We start from the raw sequence: 20482 nt of genomic DNA on the forward strand, positions 1-20482 counted from the left end.
CTCAGTGCCAGAGGCCGTTGTCCAGCGTGCCCAGTTGCTGGATCAGTTCGCTGCGCGCTTCACGGATCCGCCGTTCGTCCTGAGAATCAAGCACGTGCTGAAACTGTTTGGCCCAATGAGCGATCTGCTCACGCATCTGCCCCAGACTTTCCTGATAGAGACGCTCAAGACGTGCGGTCAACACCGTATTGACCTGCTGATCGCGCGGATGAATCTTCAACAGCGCCAGGCCCTCCAGTCGCTGCTGGATCTCCTCGGGTGTGAGCACGCCGGGATTGTTCTCGATGACCAGCGAATGCTTGTCGCCCGTCAGCGGGATGACCACTTGGGCTTCGAGCAAACCGTTGTTGTCGTAGGTGAAACGCACGTCGAGGGCGACTTCGCCGGCCTTGCGTTTCGGCACTTTGATGTCCAGTTCGCCCAATGCCACGTTGTCTTTGACCAAACGGCTTTCGCCCTGAAAGATCTTCAGCAGCACGTGCTCTTGGTTATCTTGCAGTGTATACACCGTCTTGACCCTGCTCACCGGCACGATGCTGTTGCGCTCAATAATCGGCAGGTAATGCCCGCTTTCGTACTGCTGGCCGATTTGAGTCGTCGTCTCGATGCCCAATGTGTAAGAACAGACGTCGGTCAGCACCACTTCTTCCAGCGCGGCGGAGCGTGCTTTCAAGGCTGCCTGGATCGCCGCACCGTGGGCCACGACTTCGTCCGGGTCGAGACTGATTGAAGGGAAACGCCCAAACAGGCCGGCCGCGAGTTTGCGCACCAGCGGCATGCGCGTCGTACCGCCCACCAGCAGGATTTCGTCGAGGTCACTGACCCGAATCCGCGCGTCTCTCAGCGCCCGTTCGATTGGCGTGCGCAGGCGTTCGAGCAGCGGCGTGTAGAGCGTGGCCAGTTGCGCTTGGGTGATGGTTTGCGTCCATTGCTGGCCGTCGACCCGCAGGCTGAATTCGGCGCTACTGTCCTGGCCCAGGGCTTTGCGCACACGCTCGGCCTCGCGACGCAACGGCTGGATGATGCTGTTGCGGTCAGGAAAGTTGTCGGTGTTGCGATGGTGCTCAAGGAAATGCTCAAGCAGCACGCTATCGAAATCCTCGCCGCCCAGGAAGTTATCGCCGGCGCTGGCGCGCACTTCCATGACCCCATCGAACAGCTCCAGAATCGACACGTCGAAGGTGCCGCCACCGAGGTCGAACACCAGGAACGAAGTTTCCTTGTCCCGTTGATGCAGCCCATAGGCCAATGCTGCCGCGGTCGGCTCGTTGATCAGTTTTTCAACCTTCAGACCGGCCAGCTCACCGGCAATCCGCGTGGCCTTGCGCTGGGCATCGCTGAAGTAGGCCGGCACGCTGATCACCGCTTCCTGCACGGTTTCGCCAAAGGCCCGTTCGACGTCTTCCTTCAGGCTTTTGAGCACCAGCGCGGAAAGCTCCTCGGGGCGGAATGATCTGTCTCCCAGGCGCACTTCCGTGGCGCTGCCCATGTGCCGCTTGAACAGCGAAGCGGTCTGGCGCGGATGGGTGTGCAAACGCTCGCGGGCGGCCTGGCCCACCAACACGCGGCCTTGATCATCGAGACCCACCACGCTGGGGGTGAGAAACTGGCCCAGAGCATTGGGCACCAACTCGCTGGACTCCCCCCGCCAGACGGCGACGAGGCTGTTGGTGGTCCCCAGGTCAATCCCTACGATCATTGCGATGAACTCCCTTTCCGGCCTGCAAAAAATTGAAACAGATAATATTCGGGCAAGGATATTACCGGAGCAGCGGGGCGGTAAAGGAAAGTAGTGGCACTGAGCTATTATTTGCGACGGGACGCAGTAGCCCTTAGGCAAAGACGGACTACTGCTTTGAATACAGTGGGATTCTCAATGTAGGAGCGAGCCTGCTCGCGAATGCGGTGGTTCAGTCAACATCATTAGTGACTGATACGCCGCTTTCTACTGCACTGGATCTAAAACGAGCAGCCGTCCGCGAGGTCGTCGGTCGATTTCGTACGTCCAACCCTCGTGTATTTGGTTCCGCGTTACTCGGGACAGATAAAGAAGGGAGTGACCTTGATTTACTGGTGGACGCTCTCCCAGGGGCCACGCTTTTCGATCTCGGAGGGCTTCAAGTCGAGCTCGAAGATTTGCTGGGGGTCAGTGTTGATCTGCTGACGCCGGGAGATCTTCCGTTGAAGTTTCGTCAGCAGGTACTCGAACAGGCTCGTCCCGTATGACTGTTAACCGTCTCGCAGATTACCTTGACCATATGCGGCAAGCCGCAAGCGATGCGCTGATTTTTGTCGAAGGCTTGAGTAAAGAAGAGTTTTCCGAAGACAAACGTACCCAGCAAGCTGTGATCATGAGCCTCATCATTATTGGTGAAGCAGCCACCAAAGTAATGGATGGCTATGCGGATTTTGCGAGCGAAAATTCACAAGTGCCATGGCGCAGCATGCGAGGTATGCGCAACCGTATTGCTCACGGCTATTTCGATATCAATCTCGAAGTGGTGTGGGATACCGTTCAGTCAACATCATTAGTGACTGATACGCCGCTTTCGCGAGCAGGCTCGCTCCTACAGTAGTTTTGCGGTGTTCTTTAGAGGGTTTACGGCATCACCGGCGCCGTATACGTCAGCGTCGTCCCCAGCGCCCACAGCAAAAACAACACCAACGGCGTGTGCACCAGCAGTTGCACAAACGAGAAACCAATCANGTCCCGGGCCTTCAACCCGAGTACGCCCAGCAGCGGCAGCATGTAGAACGGGTTGATCAGGTTCGGCAGGGCTTCCGCCGCGTTGTAGATCTGCACGGCCCAACCCAGGTGGTAATTCAGGTCATTGGCCACTTGCATCACGTAAGGCGCTTCGATGATCCACTTGCCGCCGCCCGATGGAATAAAGAAACCCAGAATCGCCGAGTAAACGCCCATCAGCAGCGCATAGGTGTCGTGGGACGCAATGCTGACGAAGAAGGTCGAGATGTGGTGGGCCAGGGTCTGCGCGTCGGAGCCTTTGACCGTGGTCATCAGCGCCGCGATGGAGCCATACAGCGGAAACTGGATCAGCACGCCGGTGGTGGTCGGCACGGCGCGGGCCACCGCATCGAGGAAACTGCGCGGGCGCCAGTGCAGCAGCGCGCCGACCATGATGAACAGGAAGTTATAGGTGTTCAGCCCCGAGATGGCGCTGATCGCCGGTTTAGTCGAAAACTCGTGGAACAGCCATCCCGCTGCCAGTAGCACCAGCAAAATCGTCAGCAACGGGCTGTGCTCCAGCCATTCACCGGGACGGGTGCGCGGTTGCAGTGGTGGCAGGTTGAAGCTCGGGTCGATGCCGCAGGCTTCGGCGTCGCGGGCTGTTTTCGGCCCCGGCGCGGTGGCGTAGGCAATGATCAGCGAAATCACGATCAGTGCCAGCAACATGACGCCGGACTGCCAGAGAAAAATGGTCTGGGTGAAGGGAATGACGCCGGTGATCGACAGAATCGACGGCGGCAAGCTGGCCGGGTTGGCCTGTAGTTGCGCAGCNGACGACGACAGGCCCAGGGCCCACACGGCGCCAAGGCCCAGATACGCGGCAGCACCGGCGGCGCGGTAATCCATTTTCAGGTCGGTGCGGCGAGCGAGGGCGCGCACCAGCAGACCGCCGAATACCAGCGACAGGCCCCAGTTCAGCAGCGACGCCACCATGGAAATCAACGCGACCCAGGCCACGGCCGAGCGACCGTTTTTCGGGATCCGGGCCAGGCGGTCGATGAGTTTCACTGCGGGCGGGGAACTGGCGACCACATAACCGCCGATNACCACNAANGCCATTTGCATGGTGAACGGAATCAGGCTCCAGAACCCATCACCGAAGGCTTTGGCNGCGTCAGTGGGTTTGGCGCCCATGGCCATGGTTGCCACGGCCACGATGATCACCGCCAGGGCGGCAAATACCCAAGAGTCGGGGAACCAGCGTTCGGCAAAACTTGAGCAGCGCAGGGCAAAGCGGGCGGAGCGGGTATCTTCGATATCAGCGGCCACGGGAGTACCTCGAATTTTTATGTTTATTGTGGTCTTTGGGGCGGCAAAGGCCCGTCTGGACAGGTGCCAACAGTAAATCAATCAGTCATATTTTGTGACGAAGATTAACCAGACTGAGACTTTGGTCTAACGGGTTGTCGGTGGACGCGTTTGCGTAGACCATGGGCGCCTTGGTTTTTTGCCCGTGCCAGAGTTCTTTTCATGATTGCCAACACCGATTCGCGCCCGGCGCCGTTCAGCCGCTCGGACTACAAGACCCTTGGCCTGGCGGCCCTTGGCGGCGCGCTGGAAATCTACGATTTCATTATTTTCGTATTCTTTGCGCTAACCCTCAGCCAGTTGTTTTTCCCACCGGAAATGCCCGAGTGGCTGCGCCTGCTGCAAAGCTTCGGCATCTTCGTCACCGGCTATCTGGCGCGCCCGTTGGGCGGCATCCTGATGGCGCATTTCGCCGACCGGCTGGGGCGCAAGCGCGTATTCAGCCTGAGCATCCTGATGATGGCGCTGCCCTGCCTGCTGATCGGGATCATGCCAACCTACGCCCAGATCGGCTATTTCGCACCACTTTTGCTGTTGATCCTGCGAGTCCTGCAGGGCGCTGCGGTCGGCGGTGAAGTACCAAGCGCCTGGGTGTTCGTCGCCGAGCACGCGCCGGCCGGGCATCGCGGTTATGCCCTGGGTTTCCTGCAGGCCGGGCTGACCTTCGGCTACCTGATCGGCGCACTCACCGCGACATTGCTGGCGCAACTGTTCACCCCCGCCGAAATCCTCGATTACGCCTGGCGCTTCCCGTTCCTGCTCGGCGGCGTCTTCGGTGTGATCGGCGTGTGGTTGCGCCGCTGGCTCAACGAAACCCCGGTATTCATGGCGATGCAGGCGAAGCGTGATGCAGCGGTAGAACTGCCGCTGCGCACGGTCTTGCGTGAACATCGCCTGGCGATATTGCCGGCGATGATCCTCACCTGCGTGCTCACCTCGGCCGTGGTAGTGCTGGTGGTCATCACCCCGACCATGATGCAAAAAACCTTCGGCATGAGCCCCAGCCACACCTTCGCCTTGAGCGCGCTGGGCATTGTTTTNCTGAATATCGGTTGTGTACTGGCCGGCCTGCTGGTGGACCGCATCGGCGCCTGGCGCACGGTGCTGGTTTATAGCCTGCTGCTGCCGCTGGGCATCGGTGTGCTCTATACGTGCCTGATCACTGGCGGCCAGTGGATTGGCCTGGCGTACGCGATTGCCGGACTCGGTTGCGGGGTCGTCGGCGCGGTGCCGTCGGTGATGGTCGGCCTGTTTCCGGCGCCGGTGCGGGTGTCGGGGATTTCCTTCACCTACAACATTGCCTACGCCGCGTGGGCGAGTGTCACACCGCTGTTGTTGATCGGTCTGATGCCATGGAGTCCATGGATTTGCGTGATATTCAGCGCAGTAATGGGCGCAGTGGGCGTGAGCAGCGCGGCGTATTTCGGTACACGGATGCCTCGGGTTGAACACTGCCCGGCCGCTGGCGCGGCGTGAATAAATAGCCTGATAGGCGTGCCGAAACTATTTTTGTAGGACAACCCTGAAACAGGCTTCAGAAAATATCCGCAAGGCCGATGGCTAGGCTGCATGCCGCTTTCTATCCCTGTCCATCGGTGCTTTCCATGTTCAACAAACGCTTGAAGCAGGAGCTGTCGGCTCTTCGCGAAGAACTCTCCAGCCTTCAGCAAGTGAAGGACAGTCTGGAAAGCGAGATGCTGGTCCTGACCCTGGATCCTGATGGACGGATTCAATCGGTCAACCAGAACTTCCTCGGAGAGATGCTCTACAAGAGCAGCGACCTGATTGGCCGGCACATTGAAGACATTGTCCCGCCCCATGTGAAATCGGACGAATTCCACCACCGCTTCAAGGCTGCGCTGACCCGCCGCGAGCACTTCGCCGGCGCCGTGCGTTTGCTGCGGGGCGATGGCCAGGAAGCCTGGTTGCGTTCGATTGTGCAGCCCGTGTTGTCCTCGGAGGGGCGGATCAAGCACTTCTCGATTTATTCCAGCGACCTGACCCGCACCATCGAGGCGTCCCGCGAGCATGAAAACCTTATCACCGCGCTGGTGCGTTCTACGGCGGTCATCGAGTTCGACCTCGGCGGGCATGTGCTGACGGCGAATGACCGGTTCCTCAGCGGCATGGGTTACAGCCTGGCGCAGATTCAGGGCAAACATCACCGGANATTCTGCGAACCTGAGGATTACAGCAGCGCGGAATATCAGAACTTCTGGCGCCGCCTGAATGCGGGCGAGTTCGTGGCGGGCCGGTTCAAGCGTGTGGACAGCCATGGTCGTGTGGTCTGGCTGGAGGCGTCCTACAACCCGGTGGTGGACGCCAACAACACGCTCTACAAAGTGGTGAAATTTGCCACGGTGATTACCGATCAAGTCAATCAGGAGCAGGCGGTCGCCGAAGCGGCCAACATCGCCTACAGCACCTCCCAGCAAACCGATCAAAGCGCCCAGCGCGGTACCGCCGTGGTGACTCAGGCGGTGGACGTGATGCGTGACCTGGCCCGGCACATGCAAACCGCCGGCGAAGGCATCGAAGCATTGAACGAGCAGTCGTAAGTGATCGGCACCATCGTCAANACCATCAGCGGCATTGCCGAACAGACCAACCTGCTGGCGCTNAACGCGGCCATCGAAGCGGCGCGCGCCGGTGAGCAGGGCCGTGGNTTTGCCGTGGTGGCCGATGAAGTNCGGCAATTGGCGTCNCGTACCAGCNAGGCCACCGAGGAAATCGTCGGTGTGGTGCGTCAGAACCAGGACATGGCNCGCAATGCCGTGGCCCTGATGACCGACGGCAAACTCCAGGCTGAACAAGGCCTGGCGCTGGCGGCGGAAGCGGGCACGGTGATCGTCGAGATTCAGGACGGCGCGCAGAAAGTGGTCAACGCGGTCGGGCAGTTTGCCAATCAACTGGCGACTTGATACCTGACCTCCTGGCGGAAATCGCTACAATCGGCGTTTTCCCCAGGAGCAGCCCTCATGAGCGTTTCTCACCGCCGTCCGGTTCCCTTGTCCAAGGCTTATCGCTTGCTCAATCACGGGCCGACCGTATTGGTGAGCGCAGCCCACGACGGCCGNCGCAANATCATGGCCGCCGCCTGGGCGATGCCTTTGGACTTCGAACCTCCAAAAATCGCCGTGGTGCTGGACAAGTCGACCTGGACCCGCCAACTGCTGGAAGCGTCGGGCACCTTCGTGCTGAACGTTCCCTGCGCGGCCCAGGCCGATATCGCGCAGACCGTAGGCTCGACGTCGGGCCTGGAGTTGACTCAGGGCCAGGGCCTGGACAAGTTTCAGGTGTACGGCTTGCAGACGTTCAGCGGCGAGCTGATCGATGCGCCGATGCTTGAAGGTTGCGTCGCCTGGCTGGAGTGCCGGCTGCTGCCGGAGCCCGACAACCATCAGCAATACGACCTGTTCGTGGCCGAGGTGATTGCCGCCCAGGCCGATGAGCGCGTGTTCAGCGAAGGCCGTTGGCATTTCGAAGGGCACGATGCTTTACGCACCCTGCACCATGTTGCGGGCGGGCATTTTCTGACGATCGGCGATCCGGTGGAAGGCAAGACCTTGCAGCCGTAAACCGGCTGCCTTTCACACCCACACGTCATTCTGCGCCGTGCGTTCGCCACGCTCACTGCCCGTGTTCAGTACACCCTTGGGCTCGATCAGCAGCAGTTTCACTTCCTGTTCGGCGCAGGGTTTGTGCTCGACCTCCTTGGGCACCACATACATTTCGCCCGCGTTCAGCAGGACGTGGCCATCGCGAAAGTCGATGCGCAACTGCCCTTCGAGCACGATGAAGGTCTCGTCGGTGTCCAAGTGATCGTGCCAGATGAAATCCCCCAGCAGTTTCACCACTTTGAACTGGTAGTCGTTCATTTCGGCGATGACCCGAGGGCTCCAGTGCGAGTCGATCCGGGCGATTTTTTCAGCGAAGTTCAGGCTTCGATAGGCATTCATGAAACAAGCTCTCGTGGTTGATCGTGAATCCACGATAGTCAGCACGGCAGCAGGTTTCTTGTACGATTGTGCGTGGCTTAGCGGCGGTGCATTTTCATCCAGCGAGCCGGTGACAGGCCGTAGGCCTTGCTGAATTGCCGGGTCATGTGGCTCTGGTCGGTGAAGCCGGCGATCAGCGCGGTACTGACCAGAGACTGGCCCTGGATCAGCAGTGCGCGAACCAGGTCCAGGCGACGCATCGTCAAGTATCGATAAGGGCTGGTGCCGAACAACAGGCGAAAATCCCTCGACAGACTCCAGCGATCCCGACCGCTGTGCTGCGCCAGTTCTTCCAGCGTCACCGTGCGATCCAGGGCGCTGTGGATGAACTCCCGCGCGCGCTCCGCCGCCACGTAGTCGAAGCGCTGGCGTTTACCGGGCGCGCCGGAGACGGTGCTCAAGGCCTGTGCCAGATCGAACAGCGCGTCCTGTTCCTCCAATGGGTCGAGCGGGCAATCCAGGCTTCGCAGCAGCACGTCGGAGGCGGCGAACAGGCGTGGGTCGGTCGACAATCCGGTCTTGATGAACGGCAGCGGTTGTCCGCCGAGTATCTGCTGGATCAGCGCCGGCTCGATGTACATCATCCGGTATTTGAACCCGGCCTCGGTGCCGGCCTCGCCATCGTGGACCTCGTCCGGGTGCAGCACCAGGGTCCCGCCGGGCAGACTGTGGCGCCAGCCGCCGCGGTACTGAAAACTCTGCACGCCGGCCAGGGTCCGGCCGATTGCGTAGGTGTCATGGCGGTGAAGGTCGTAGCCGTGGCCGGCAAAAAACGCCTCGAAACGCTGAACCCCGCCCACGTCGGGGGCGCGATGGAACCAGTCGATGGGAGGCGTGTGCTTGGCCATGGTGTCGTTGTCTTGAGCTCAATGTCGATCACGGTAACCCAGGGACTGGCCACCTGTCTGCTGGCCGACAAAACCCATGGGGCTGGTAGAAAACCGCAAACAAATGTAGCAAGGTATCGAGCATTCTCTGCACCCTGTAAGCCATCGAGGCGCGGGTGCGTTTGATCGTTCGTCGAGGTGTCTGGTATGAGCAAACTGCGGGTAGGGATTATTTTTGGTGGTCGTTCGGCGGAGCACGAAGTGTCGCTGCAATCGGCGAAAAACATCGTCGATGCGCTGGATCGGTCGCGCTTCGAACCGGTGCTGATCGGTATCGACAAGCAAGGCCATTGGCACCTTAATGATCCGTCGAACTTCCTGCTCAACCAGGAAAATCCGGCCCTGATCGCCCTCAACCAGTCCAATCGGGAACTGGCCGTGGTGCCAGGCAAGGCCAGNCAGCAATTGGTCGAAACCTCCGGCCAGGAACTGCTGGGCCACGTCGATGTGATCTTCCCGATTGTGCACGGCACGCTGGGTGAAGACGGTTGCCTGCAAGGCCTGTTGCGCATGGCGGATTTACCGTTTGTGGGCTCCGACGTGCTCGGTTCGGCGGTGTGCATGGACAAGGACATCAGCAAGCGCCTGCTGCGTGATGCCGGGTTGGCGGTCACGCCGTTCGTGACCCTGACCCGCGCCAGTGCCGCGCGCACCGGGTTCGCCGAGGTCCACGGCAAACTCGGTCTGCCGCTGTTCGTAAAACCGGCGAACCAGGGTTCGTCCGTGGGGGTGAGCAAGGTCAGCGACGAAGCCGATTACACGGCGGCAGTGGAACTGGCTCTGGGTTTCGATGAAAAAGTATTGATCGAATCCGCCGTCAGCGGCCGCGAGATCGAGTGCGCGGTGCTGGGCAACGAGGACGCCATCGCCAGCGGTTGTGGCGAAATCGTGGTGCGTAGCGGCTTCTATTCCTACGACAGCAAATACATCGACGCTCAAGCCGCGGAGGTCGTGGTACCGGCCAAGATCAGCAGCGAGGCCAGTGAGCGCATCCGTGCCTTGGCTGTCCAGGCGTTTCAGGTATTGGGCTGCGCCGGGTTGGCGCGGGTCGATGTGTTTCTCACTGGCGACGGTGAAGTGCTGATCAACGAAATCAACTCGCTGCCCGGCTTCACCCGCATCAGCATGTACCCCAAGCTGTGGCAGGCGGCGGGGATGACGTACAGCGAGCTGGTCAGCCGCTTGATCGATCTGGCGCTGGAGAAGCACAAGGCACGGCAAGCGCTGAAGATCACGCGCTGAGCGGCCCTGATCCAAGGCTTGCCTCTTGGTAGGCCTTTTCCACCTCTGTAGGAATCATTTTCCTACGGCACCTTGCAGGACAAAGTCGTGCAACTGGCCAACTTCGGGCGCGAGCTCAGCGGCAGTGCCGATGCGATGCTGGGGTACGAGCAGTCCTGGGTCGAAATCACCGACCCAGAGGTGTTGGCCACCAGCGGCAAGACTCACCATCCGATTCTTCGTCCGGGAAGCGATAGCAGCGTCCCGATTCCCGGCATGGTGTTCCAGATCACACCCGAGGAACTAGCCGCCGCCGACAGTTATGAAGTATCGGATTACAAGCGTGTCAGCGTAGTCCTTCAATCCGGGATTGAAGCGTGGGTGTACGTGAGCGTGTAGTGTGCCTGCGTGATATCCGATGAGCCGGGGAGGGGAGATTTTCAGCGTCGGCCAGTACGCTTCGACCGACGTTTGATCAAGCTTGTTTCATAGGTTTAATCAGGCTCTCTGCTGGTATTCCGAACAGATCATGTAGTTTCCATATCATCGGGAGCGTCAACGCACGCTTGCCATTAAGCACTTCGTAAACCCGGTTTGTCCGGCCAATGGCAGGCGCAAGGTCCGCTGCGGACAGACCTGATTGTCCCATGCGAAATTTTATCGCATCGATTGGATTGGGCAGATCAACTGGAAACTGCTTCGATTCATAAGCTTCGATCAGTGTGATCATGATGTCGAAATAATCCCCTTCAGGCGTGCCAGGCTCTGGCTCATTGTCGAAAAGGGCAGATACAGTCTTGAGGGCTGCGCGGTAGTCCTCGTCGGTGTGAATCGGACGAATGTTCATTGGTTACTCCATCTCGACGGTATCGGCGTCGATTGCGTCGTACTGCTTGTGAGTGCCGACAAATTTTATGTAAACGGCGCCGAAGCGATAAGCCACAGCGACTACCAGCCGAAAGTCATTACCCTTGATGTTGAACACGACTCTATGGCTCTTGAGAATGCTGGCGGTAGCAAAGTGCGCTTTTATGTTCGCAGGTGTTTTCCACTCGGCATTTCTTGCCTCGTCAATCCAAGCTAGTAAGGATTGTTCTGCGTCCGGGTAGCGCTCCCAAAAACTTTTAAGCTGGCTAATGGCGATAATTCTCATGACGCGATCCTAGTCCCGTGATGGGACTGATGCAAGTCTGTGGAGGTGTGGCCGATGGGAGGTGCGGACTCGACTTTGTACCTAGGTGCTTCGGGTGGCTGAACTGATGCGAAAAATGATCTTTGAACTCTATCGAAGAAGCAGTGGTGTGCAGGCACAAGGCACGGCAAGCGCTGAAGATCACGCGCTGAGCGGCCCTGATCCAAGGCTTGCCTCTTGGTAGGCCTTTTCCACCTCTGTAGGAATCAATCCCCCAACGCCTCCCCCTCACGCCGAGGGTCGGCCCCGCCCGCCAACGAAGGCTTCCCCTGCGCATCCTTCACCCGAACAATCGCCTGGGTGCCGCTGGTCATGTCGATCTCGCTCACGCTGTGCCCTTTGTCCTTCAGCGCCTGAATCAGCCCGGCGCTGAACTGGCCTTCTTCCAGTTCCGTCGGTCCGTTGCGGCTGCCGAAGTTGGGCAGGCTGATGGCGGCTTGCGGGTCGAGGTTCCAGTCGAGCATCNCCACCATGGATTTGGCGACGTATTCGATGATTTGCGAACCGCCCGGCGAGCCGATGGTGGCGAGAAATTCGCCGCTCTGGCGATCGAAGATCAACGTCGGTGCCATGGACGAGCGGGGGCGTTTGCCAGGTTCAACGCGGTTGGCGACTGGTTGGCCGTTTTCTTCGGGGATGAACGAGAAGTCGGTCATCTGGTTGTTCAGCAAAAAGCCCTGGACCATCACGTGCGAGCCGAACGCGGATTCGACGGTGGTGGTCATGGACACCGCGCCCCCTTCGTCATCGACCGCCACCACTTGCGAGGTGGAGATGCGCAGCGGCGAGCGATCCGGCGCATAGGCGACCTTGATGCCCGGCGGTGTGCCGGGTTTGGCCGTGCCCATGCTGCGGTCGCCGATCAGGGCGGCGCGGCTGGCCAGATAGGTTGGGTCCACCAGGCCATTGACAGGGACGGGCACGAAGTCGGCGTCGGCCAGATAAAGCGCGCGGTCGGCGTAAGCCAGACGCTCGGCTTCGGCGATCAGGTGCACGGCTTCTGGCGTCGGCTCGGTGCCGGCGGGTTTGTCGGTCTTGACCGGTTTCATTGGGGCCAAGGCAAAACGCTGATCGCGAACTTCCAGCGCCTGGAGTGTGCCAAGGATCTGCGCCACGGCNATTCCGCCCGACGATGGCGGCGGCATGCCGCACACCTGCCAGCGTTTGTAGTCGGTACACAGCGGCGCGCGTTCCTTGGCCTTGTAGCCTTGGAGATCATTCAGCGACAGGCTGCCAGGGTTGGCGTGGCCCTGAACCTTGGTGACGATTTCTTGCGCAACCGGCCCTTTGTAAAACGCGTCGGGACCTTCTGTAGCGATGCGTTTGAGCACGGCGGCCAGTGCCGGGTTTTTCAGCTGAGTACCGGCCGCTTTCGGACTGCCATCCGTGTTCAGAAAGTACGCCATCATGTCTGGCGAGCGACGCATGGAGGAATCTGAAGCGATCAGCTGATGCAGGCGCGGCGAGATGGCGAAACCTTGCTCCGCGAGTCTGATGGCCGGTTCGAACAGCTGCGCCCACGGCAGACGACCGTGTTTCTGATGGGCCAACTCAAGCGCCCGCAACACACCGGGCGTTCCCACTGAGCGACCCCCAATCTGCGCCTGGGTAAAGGCCATCGGTGTGCCGTCGGCCTGTAGGAAAAGCTTCTCTGTGGCGCCGGCCGGTGCGGTTTCGCGACCGTCGTAAGTGCGCACGTTCTTGCCATCCCACAACACAATGAACGCGCCGCCCCCGATGCCCGAGGATTGAGGTTCTACCAGCGTCAACACCGCTTGCATGGCAATCGCGGCGTCCACCGCCGAGCCGCCCTGACGCAGCATCTCCCGCCCGGCTTCGGCTGCCAGAGGGTTGGCTGCCGCCGCCATGTGTTTCGCGGCGTGCCGGGTTTGCAGGTCGGTGCGATAGCCCGAGGCGACTTCCGGCGCGATCGGCAATGTCGACGTGGGTGGGGCGTTGCACGCTGCGAGGGTCAGCGCGGTGGCGATCAGCGAAAAAGCTGACAGGCGATAGCGGCTCAAGCGGAAGGCTGAGAACACGTTGGGCACTCCGTCCGTGGGAAAAGATCAGGGGACTTTATCGGCCGACTGGGCGTGGTGCAAACCACGGATGACAACCAAGACGCTTTTGCCCTTCATGAGTTGACGGATTTTCTGTAGGGTCGAGGGCATCAGACGGGTCAGAAAATCAACAAGAGGCAGCCATGCAGACCGAGTTTCCTACGCAGCCGAGTTATCGCACGCAACGTGAGCAGTTCCTCGCGGCAGCGACCTCGGCCGGAGCGACATTGACTGAATATCCACACCCGCTCAAAGGACCCTTCGGCGAGCCCTTGAGCACCGATGTGGCGGTATTAGGCGATCCGGGTGCCAAGCGATTGCTGATCGCGTTGAGCGGCACCCATGGGGTGGAAGGTTTCTATGGCTCGGGATGTCAGATCAAGTGGATGCAGGAGTTGGGCAAGCGTTCACTGCCGGCCGATGTCGCGGTGGTGATGATCCACCTGATCAATCCCTGGGGAACAGCGTGGCTGCGTCGGGTCAACGAAGACAACATCGACCTGAACCGCAATCACCTGAATTTCCAGCGTCCGCTGCCGGACAATCAGGCTTACGCAGCGCTGCATGACATCTATGCCTTCACTGAGTTGCGAGGCCCCGAACGTGACCGCGCCGACGCCCTGCTCGAGGGGCAGATTCGCGAACACGGCTGGCCAGCGGTGATGTCGATTGTCGAGGGCGGCCAGCACAGTCATCCCGATGGCCTGTTTTATGGCGGGCTGGCGCCGAGCTGGTCGAACCGCACGCTGCACGAAATCCTGCAAAAGCATATTACCCACGCCGAGGTCGCGATGTGTTTCGACTTGCACACCGGCGCTGGCGAGTACGGTCATCCGATGTTGCTGACCATCACCGAGGCCGCTTATCCCGCGCTGCCCGATGCACAGGCCATCTACGGTCCTTGGCTCTACACGCTCCTGACCGGTGCCGACACCTTGAGCGAAACCGGCGTGGCGGCCACCGCGACGGGCTACACCTCGCAGGCACTGATCACTGCGCTGCCGCAGGTCAAACTGATGCCGTTCGTGATCGAGTGCGGGACGTATCCGGGGCCGGACGTTCATCGTCATTTGCGCGATGACCACTGGCTGCATCTGCACGGCAATCCAAGTGATGCGGTGGGACGTGAAATCAAACTGAATCTTCTGGAGCAGTTCTATCCTGCCGACAGCGACTGGCAGGCGATGGTCTGGCTGCGGACCTGGCAGATTTGGGAGCGCGCGTTATCGGCGTTGCCGACGGTTCGTTTTTGAGGTGCTGTTCGGGGCACTTTTCTCGAGACATAAAAAAACGGCCTACCTTTCGGTAAGCCGTTTTTAGTACTTGGTGGCTACACAGGGACTTGAACCCCGGACCCCAGCATTATGAATGCTATGCTCTAACCAACTGAGCTATGTAGCCAAGTGGCGCGCATTATTCACCGGTAATGCAGATGCGTCAAGCGTAAATCCAAAATATTTCTCTACGCTTTCAACCGCTTATCCACCTGAGCCGAAAATCCGGACCGGGGGAGGGTGTCAACTGAGCTGAAATCTCCCGGTATTGGCACTCAAGGCCTTGCTGCCCTGGCTCAAGGTGTCCGCCGCCAGGTTCACCGCCCGCGCGCCTTCGAGCAACCTTACGGCTGCCTGATCGACTTGCTGGATGTTGCCGCTGACTTCATCAGCGGTGCAAGCCTGCTCCTCAACGGCCGTGGCGATCTGCGCCAGGGTGTCGGTGACGCCTTGCACCGCGTGGGCGATTTCCCCAAGGCGCTCGCCCAGGCCGGTGACCGACTGGGCATCACTTTGCGCTTGGCTACAGGCCGCTTCCATCAGGCTGACCGCCTCATTGACCGTGCTGCGCAGGCTGTCGACAGTGCCGGCGATCTGCGCCGTGGAGGCCTGAGTGCGTTGCGAGAGGCTGCGTACCTCATCTGCCACGACGGCAAAACCACGACCTTGTTCGCCGGCGCGCGCAGCCTCAATCGCGGCGTTGAGCGCCAGCAGGTTGGTCTGTTCAGCAATGCCGCGAATGGTGTCGACCACNGATTGAATCTGCTGGCCTTGTTCGCTGACCCGGCCAAGTGCCGCCGCTGTATCGTTCAAGCGCTGGTTGAGCTGCTGAATGCTCGCTGTGGTGCGCTGACTGTCGCGGCTGCTGTCGGCCGCAATGCGTTGGGTGTGTTGAGCGCTGCCGGACGCCTGTTCGCAACTCTGGGCGACACCTTGAGAGGTCGCGGCCAACTGCGTGGCCGCAGCGGCGATCTGGCTGATCTGCAATTGCTGCGCTTCAACTTCGCCCAAGGCGCCGCTGGAGTGATGGTTGAGGGTGCGCACCGCGTTGCTCACCTGCAAGGTTTCGTGATCGACCCCCAGCAAACTGTTGCGCAGCTGCACCACCGCGACATTCAGCGCGGTGCTGATGGCCGCCAGTTCGTCGCGCCCCTGCACCGGCACTTGCAGGCTGAGGTTGCCGTCACGCAAGGCTTCGGCCAGCGTGGTGATGCCACTGGCGCTGCGCCGGATCGAGGCTTGCAGGCAGCTGAACAAGTACAGCGCCGCCAACAGCAGGCAGCCAAAGATCGTCGCCACCAGAATGAACTGGCTAATCGCCGATCCGTGGTAGTAATCCAGACGTTGATCCAGCGAAACCAATGACTGCTGACGCAGTGAGGCGAGGTCGGTGAGCAGGCTGTCGAGGCTGCGCTCGAATTCTTCCGGCTTGAGCTTGATGCTGCCACCGAAGACGCCGTCATCGAGGACTTTCAGTTCAGCATCCAGATGCTTGAGGCTTTCCTGGTATTGCCCGGCCCAGCTTTGCAACGCGCTGGGCAAGCGTGCTTCCAGGAGGCTGGCGGTTTTCGCCAACTGTTCCCGGGCATCGCCGATACGTCCGCGTAAATCGCGCAATTGCAGACGGCTTTGCAGGGTGAACTGCCCGGATACCACCGACGCCTGCCCGACGCTGGCCAGACGGCCAACCCGCTCAATCAGGTCCGGCGCATGTTGCGTCGAGATTTGCGTCAGCAGGTAGGTTTCCAGCCATGGCGCGAGGGTCAGGCGATTGTCCATGGCGATCTGCTCGCGCAAGGCTTGCAGTGCACTCAAGGCATTGGTGAAACGATCATAGCCATCCGGCCACCAACCGACGCTGCTCAGGCTTTTCGAGTCGAGGCCGTTGAGGGCGGTTTGCAGGACCTGATAACGGGCCAGGGTTTCGCCCTCGGCGCCTTCGGTTTTCAGCGCATTACCGAGGTCCGAGGTGGCTTGGGCGACGGCGGGTTGAACCGCATCGAACGCGGCCATCGCGGCAAGGGTCGCAGGGGTTGGCTGGCGATTGGTTTCCGTCGCGCGCCAGCGGGCAGCGCGGTCACGTTGGGCGGCGAGCAGGTTATCGAGTGCATCCAGGGCGAGCAGTTGACGAACACCGGCACGTTCGCCGGAGATCAAATTAAGTTTGGCGCGATAATCCTGACCAATCATCAACAGGCTGCCCGCCAGCGGCAGGATAAACAGCAGAAACAACAACTGAAATTTGCGTGCGAAGCCAAAACGCCCCAGCAATCCGATCCCCGGTGATAAAAAAGCCTGCATGCCCCATGACTCCTCTGGACACCACGCACCATTGGCGTGCGCCGGGGTCGTTGCGACCGCGACTTGTGCCCTTTTAAAAGGCCTCGAAAGTTCACCCTTGTCAGCTCTGTAGGCCGACTCTGTGGCGAAACTTCCCATTCTCGGTCCCCTTTGTAAGGGGCCGCGTTGAAGCGGATTAACAAGGCAAGATTCAGACCATGGCGTTGCGCTATCACCTTCTTGGCGATGAATGTCGAGGTCGTTAGCAGGCTAAGGGGATGGCGCTGCTGCACTGAAAAATGGCACATTGACGCACCTGCCCGTGTGCACCCATCCGCTGTACGGAAATTCTCATGGCTATCAGTAACGCTCAGACCGGCGCGACGCCGGCACCCGCGACTTCACAAAGCAGCCCTTTGGTCATGCGCATCATCGGCGCGGTGGCGCTGGCGCATTTGATCAATGACCTGATCCAATCGGTCCTGCCGTCGATTTATCCGATGTTGAAGGCCAACTATGGCCTGACATTTACCCAGGTTGGATTGATCACTTTGACGTTCCAGCTGACAGCTTCACTGTTGCAGCCATGGGTCGGCTACCACACCGACCGCCATCCCAAACCCTGGCTGCTGCCGGCGGGCATGGTGTGCACCTTGATCGGCATTCTGATGATGTCGGTGGTCGGCACGTTCCCGTTGATTCTGCTGGCGGCGGGGTTGATTGGCATCGGCTCGTCGACCTTTCACCCGGAAGCTTCTCGTGTGGCTCGACTGGCCTCGGGCGGGCGCTTCGGCCTGGCGCAATCGACCTTCCAGGTCGGCGGCAACACCGGCTCGGCCTTCGGTCCATTGCTGGCGGCGGCGATCATTATTCCCTTTGGCCAGGGCCATGTGGCCTGGTTTGGATTGTTCGCCGTGTTTGCGCTGTTCGTGCTTTATCGGATCAGCCGCTGGTACGCCAACCACTTGAACCTGTTCAAGCTCAAACAAGGTCAGGCGGCGACACACGGCTTGTCGAAACGCCGAGTGATCAGCGCGCTGGTGGTGCTCGGGCTGCTGGTGTTCTCCAAGTATTTCTACATGACCAGCCTGACCAGCTACTTCACCTTCTACCTGATCGAAAAGTTCCAGCTGTCGGTGGCCAGTTCGCAGATGTACCTGTTCCTGTTCCTTGGCGCTGTGGCGGCGGGGACCTTCTTCGGTGGCCCGATCGGCGACAGGATCGGGCGTAAGGCGGTGATCTGGTTCTCGATCCTTGGCGTTGCGCCGTTCACCTTGATCTTGCCGCATGTTGACCTGTTCTGGACCAGCATTCTCAGCGTGGTGATTGGCTTCATCCTCGCGTCAGCCTTTTCGGCCATCGTGGTGTACGCCCAGGAATTGGTGCCGGGTAATGTCGGGATGATTGCCGGGGTGTTCTTCGGATTGATGTTCGGTTTTGGCGGGATTGGCGCGGCGTTGCTCGGGCACTTGGCGGATGTCCACGGCATCGAATACGTGTACTTCCTGTGCTCGTTCTTGCCGTTGTTTGGCGTGCTTGCGATCTTCTTGCCTCGGACGAAGAAATCCTGAGGCAACGCAAAACCCTGTGGGAGTGGGCTTGCCCGCGAAGACGGAGTGTCAGTCGACATTTCTGCAGCTGACACAATGCCTTCGCGGGCAAGCCCGCTCCCACAGGGATCTTTATTGTTCGCTGGAAAGACACCGGGCACAAAAAAGCCGCGTATCAAACGCGGCTGTTTCTTGTGCGGCTGCTTCGTTCTGAAAACTTACACGTTGAAACGGAAGTGCATCACGTCGCCNTCCTTNACGATGTATTCCTTGCCTTCCAGGCGCCATTTACCGGCTTCCTTGGTACCGGCTTCACCCTTGTACTGGATGAAGTCGTTATAGGCGATGACTTCGGCGCGGATGAAGCCTTTTTCGAAGTCGGTGTGGATCACGCCAGCGGCCTGTGGTGCAGTGGCACCGACTTTGACGGTCCACGCGCGGACTTCTTCGACACCGGCAGTGAAGTAAGTCTGCAGGTGCAGCATTTCGTAGCCCGCACGGATTACACGGTTCAAGCCAGGTTCTTCCAGGCCGAGGGCCTCGAGGAACATGTCTTTCTCTTCGCCGTCTTCAAGTTCGGCAATTTCAGCTTCGATCTTGTTGCAGACCGGAACCACCATGGCGCCTTCTTCTTCGGCGATGGCCTTGACGATGTCCAGCAGCGGGTTGTTCTCGAAGCCGTCTTCAGCAACGTTGGCGATGTACATCACCGGCTTGGTGGTCAGCAGATGGAAGCCTTTGATCACCGCTTTTTCGTCGGCATTCATGCTCTTCATCAGGCTGCGCGCTGGTTTGCCGAGGGTGAAGTGAGCGATCAATTGCTCCAGCAGGCCTTTCTGGACCACTGCGTCCTTGTCGCCGCCCTTGGCGTTACGCGCGACTTTCTGCAGTTGCTTTTCGCAGCTGTCGAGGTCGGCGAAGATCAGTTCCAGGTCGATGATCTCGATGTCGCGTTTCGGGTCGACACTGTTGGAGACGTGAATCACGTTCTCGTCTTCAAAGCAGCGGACCACGTGGGCGATGGCATCGGTTTCCCGGATGTTGGCCAGGAACTTGTTGCCCAGACCCTCACCTTTCGACGCGCCGGCCACCAGGCCCGCGATGTCGACGAATTCCATGGTGGTCGGCAGGATGCGCTTGGGATTGACGATGGCCGCCAGCGCTTGCAGGCGCGGGTCCGGCATGGCCACGATGCCGCTGTTGGGTTCGATGGTGCAGAAGGGGAAGTTCTCCGCCGCAATACCGGACTTGGTCAAGGCGTTGAACAGGGTGGATTTGCCGACGTTGGGCAGGCCGACGATGCCGCAATTGAATCCCATGGTGTTTCCCCTCGGTAAGAGTCAGGCCTTCTGGCTGTGCAGGTTTTTCATCGCACGGTTCCATTCACCGGCGAAGATATCCGGCAGCACGCCGAGGGCAAAGTCGATGCTGGCATCGAGTTTTTCCTGTTCGGCGCGTGGCGCACGACCCAGGACGAAATTTGAAACCATACTGGCAACGCCTGGGTGGCCAATGCCGAGCCGCAAGCGGTGAAAGGTATTCTGATTGCCCAGTTGCGCGATGATGTCGCGCAACCCGTTGTGACCGCCATGGCCGCCGCCCTGTTTGAGTTTGGCAACGCCCGGTGGCAGGTCGAGTTCGTCATGCGCCACCAGGATTTCTTCGGGTTTTATCCGGAAGAAGCCCGCAAGCGCCGCGACAGCCTGGCCGCTGCGGTTCATGTAGGTGGTGGGAATCAGCAGACGAACATCCTGACCCTGGTGCGAGAAGCGCCCGGTCAGGCCAAAATATTTGCGATCAGCCGTAAGGCTCACACCTTGGGCGTGGGCGATACGCTCAACAAAAAGGGCCCCCGCGTTATGCCGGGTCTGTTCGTATTCGGCGCCTGGATTTCCCAGGCCAACGATCAGTTTAATGGCAGTCACGACAGGGGCCCTTCCTTGGAGTTGTGGATAACATCGCC

General features: G+C 59.9%; 17 protein-coding genes, 1 tRNA gene and 2 pseudogenes. 9 read left to right on the plus strand and 11 right to left on the minus strand.

The annotated features are described in order from the left end of the window. Position 1: 1 nt before the first annotated feature. The gene (locus B7L09_RS22155) at positions 2-1699 is read right to left on the minus strand and encodes a molecular chaperone HscC (RefSeq protein ID WP_094470648.1); all 1698 of its coding nucleotides are present in this window, start codon (positions 1697-1699) and stop codon (positions 2-4) included. 227 nt (positions 1700-1926) lie between these two features. Here B7L09_RS22155 and B7L09_RS22160 point away from each other — a divergent pair, with 227 nt between their 5' ends. Then, a complete protein-coding gene (locus tag B7L09_RS22160; RefSeq protein WP_176457749.1) occupies positions 1927-2226 on the plus strand; it encodes a nucleotidyltransferase family protein in 300 nt (99 codons plus the stop codon). Then, entirely contained in the window at positions 2223-2576 is a 354-nt protein-coding gene (locus tag B7L09_RS22165; RefSeq protein ID WP_094470649.1) for a HepT-like ribonuclease domain-containing protein, read from the plus strand. The genes B7L09_RS22160 and B7L09_RS22165 overlap by 4 nt, the downstream gene beginning before the upstream one ends. Before the next feature lie 23 nt (positions 2577-2599). Here B7L09_RS22165 and B7L09_RS22170 read toward each other — a convergent pair whose 3' ends face one another. Then, positions 2600-4018 (minus strand): short-chain fatty acid transporter, encoded by a 1419-nt coding sequence (locus B7L09_RS22170; protein WP_094470650.1) that lies wholly within the window; start codon positions 4016-4018, stop codon positions 2600-2602. A gap of 201 nt (positions 4019-4219) precedes the next feature. On the opposite strand from B7L09_RS22170, the gene B7L09_RS22175 reads away from it, so the two are divergent. From B7L09_RS22175 to B7L09_RS22185, 3 genes and pseudogenes are all read left to right on the plus strand, one after another. Next, positions 4220-5533, plus strand: coding sequence for an MFS transporter (locus tag B7L09_RS22175; RefSeq protein ID WP_094470651.1), 1314 nt, complete (start codon positions 4220-4222; stop codon positions 5531-5533). A gap of 128 nt (positions 5534-5661) precedes the next feature. After that, positions 5662-6978: pseudogene (locus B7L09_RS32620) on the plus strand (methyl-accepting chemotaxis protein). Positions 6979-7035: 57 nt separating this feature from the next. After that, entirely contained in the window at positions 7036-7635 is a 600-nt protein-coding gene (locus tag B7L09_RS22185; protein ID WP_094470652.1) for a flavin reductase family protein, read from the plus strand. A 12-nt stretch (positions 7636-7647) separates the two neighbouring features. Here B7L09_RS22185 and B7L09_RS22190 read toward each other — a convergent pair whose 3' ends face one another. Both B7L09_RS22190 and B7L09_RS22195 read right to left on the minus strand, forming a co-directional pair. Beyond that, entirely contained in the window at positions 7648-8016 is a 369-nt protein-coding gene (locus tag B7L09_RS22190; protein ID WP_094470653.1) for a cupin domain-containing protein, read from the minus strand. A gap of 77 nt (positions 8017-8093) precedes the next feature. Next, on the minus strand, positions 8094-8903 hold the full coding sequence (locus B7L09_RS22195) for an AraC family transcriptional regulator (RefSeq protein ID WP_094470654.1): 810 nt from the start codon (positions 8901-8903) through the stop codon (positions 8094-8096). Between the two features lie 186 nt (positions 8904-9089). On the opposite strand from B7L09_RS22195, the gene ddlA reads away from it, so the two are divergent. Both ddlA and B7L09_RS22205 read left to right on the plus strand, forming a co-directional pair. Next, positions 9090-10184, plus strand: coding sequence for a D-alanine--D-alanine ligase (ddlA, locus tag B7L09_RS22200; protein ID WP_094470655.1), 1095 nt, complete (start codon positions 9090-9092; stop codon positions 10182-10184). A gap of 57 nt (positions 10185-10241) precedes the next feature. Next, a pseudogene (locus B7L09_RS22205) lies at positions 10242-10562 on the plus strand (gamma-glutamylcyclotransferase family protein); the annotation flags it as partial. Between the two features lie 76 nt (positions 10563-10638). On the opposite strand, the gene B7L09_RS22210 reads toward B7L09_RS22205, so the two are convergent. The 3 genes from B7L09_RS22210 to ggt form a co-directional block, all read right to left on the minus strand. Next, positions 10639-11010, minus strand: a complete 372-nt coding sequence (locus B7L09_RS22210) for a helix-turn-helix domain-containing protein (RefSeq protein ID WP_010458297.1) — start codon at positions 11008-11010, stop codon at positions 10639-10641. A 3-nt stretch (positions 11011-11013) separates the two neighbouring features. Beyond that, entirely contained in the window at positions 11014-11316 is a 303-nt protein-coding gene (locus B7L09_RS22215; protein WP_010458295.1) for a type II toxin-antitoxin system HigB family toxin, read from the minus strand. A 245-nt stretch (positions 11317-11561) separates the two neighbouring features. After that, positions 11562-13394 carry a gamma-glutamyltransferase gene (gene ggt / locus B7L09_RS22220; RefSeq protein ID WP_094470657.1) on the minus strand — a complete coding sequence of 611 codons (1833 nt, stop codon included), beginning with the start codon at positions 13392-13394 and terminating at the stop codon, positions 11562-11564. 164 nt (positions 13395-13558) lie between these two features. Here ggt and B7L09_RS22225 point away from each other — a divergent pair, with 164 nt between their 5' ends. Next, positions 13559-14668, plus strand: coding sequence for a DUF2817 domain-containing protein (locus tag B7L09_RS22225; protein WP_094470658.1), 1110 nt, complete (start codon positions 13559-13561; stop codon positions 14666-14668). Positions 14669-14739: 71 nt separating this feature from the next. Here the strand turns inward: B7L09_RS22225 and B7L09_RS22230 are convergent. Together B7L09_RS22230 and B7L09_RS22235 are read right to left on the minus strand one after the other, a co-directional pair. Then, a tRNA-Met gene (locus B7L09_RS22230) sits at positions 14740-14816 on the minus strand. 116 nt (positions 14817-14932) lie between these two features. Then, entirely contained in the window at positions 14933-16990 is a 2058-nt protein-coding gene (locus B7L09_RS22235; RefSeq protein WP_094470659.1) for a methyl-accepting chemotaxis protein, read from the minus strand. A gap of 332 nt (positions 16991-17322) precedes the next feature. Here B7L09_RS22235 and B7L09_RS22240 point away from each other — a divergent pair, with 332 nt between their 5' ends. Beyond that, on the plus strand, positions 17323-18540 hold the full coding sequence (locus tag B7L09_RS22240) for an MFS transporter (RefSeq protein ID WP_094470660.1): 1218 nt from the start codon (positions 17323-17325) through the stop codon (positions 18538-18540). A gap of 197 nt (positions 18541-18737) precedes the next feature. Here the strand turns inward: B7L09_RS22240 and ychF are convergent, their stop codons facing one another. Then, positions 18738-19838, minus strand: a complete 1101-nt coding sequence (gene ychF, locus B7L09_RS22245) for a redox-regulated ATPase YchF (RefSeq protein WP_094470661.1) — start codon at positions 19836-19838, stop codon at positions 18738-18740. A 21-nt stretch (positions 19839-19859) separates the two neighbouring features. Continuing rightward, positions 19860-20444, minus strand: coding sequence for an aminoacyl-tRNA hydrolase (pth, locus tag B7L09_RS22250; RefSeq protein ID WP_094470662.1), 585 nt, complete (start codon positions 20442-20444; stop codon positions 19860-19862). Between the last annotated feature and the right edge of the window lie 38 nt (positions 20445-20482).

The sequence above is a fragment of the Pseudomonas mandelii genome (genome assembly GCF_002251635.1).
Lineage (GTDB): Bacteria > Pseudomonadota > Gammaproteobacteria > Pseudomonadales > Pseudomonadaceae > Aquipseudomonas > Aquipseudomonas mandelii_B.

Coding starts and splice junctions, on each gene's coding strand:
- B7L09_RS22155 (WP_094470648.1), bottom strand. CDS start 1,699: ATGATCGTAGGGATTGACCTGGGGACCACCAACAGCCTCGTCGCCGTC.
- B7L09_RS22165 (WP_094470649.1), top strand. CDS start 2,223: ATGACTGTTAACCGTCTCGCAGATTACCTTGACCATATGCGGCAAGCC.
- B7L09_RS22190 (WP_094470653.1), bottom strand. CDS start 8,016: ATGAATGCCTATCGAAGCCTGAACTTCGCTGAAAAAATCGCCCGGATC.
- B7L09_RS22195 (WP_094470654.1), bottom strand. CDS start 8,903: ATGGCCAAGCACACGCCTCCCATCGACTGGTTCCATCGCGCCCCCGAC.
- B7L09_RS22210 (WP_010458297.1), bottom strand. CDS start 11,010: ATGAACATTCGTCCGATTCACACCGACGAGGACTACCGCGCAGCCCTC.
- B7L09_RS22215 (WP_010458295.1), bottom strand. CDS start 11,316: ATGAGAATTATCGCCATTAGCCAGCTTAAAAGTTTTTGGGAGCGCTAC.
- B7L09_RS22225 (WP_094470658.1), top strand. CDS start 13,559: ATGCAGACCGAGTTTCCTACGCAGCCGAGTTATCGCACGCAACGTGAG.
- B7L09_RS22240 (WP_094470660.1), top strand. CDS start 17,323: ATGGCTATCAGTAACGCTCAGACCGGCGCGACGCCGGCACCCGCGACT.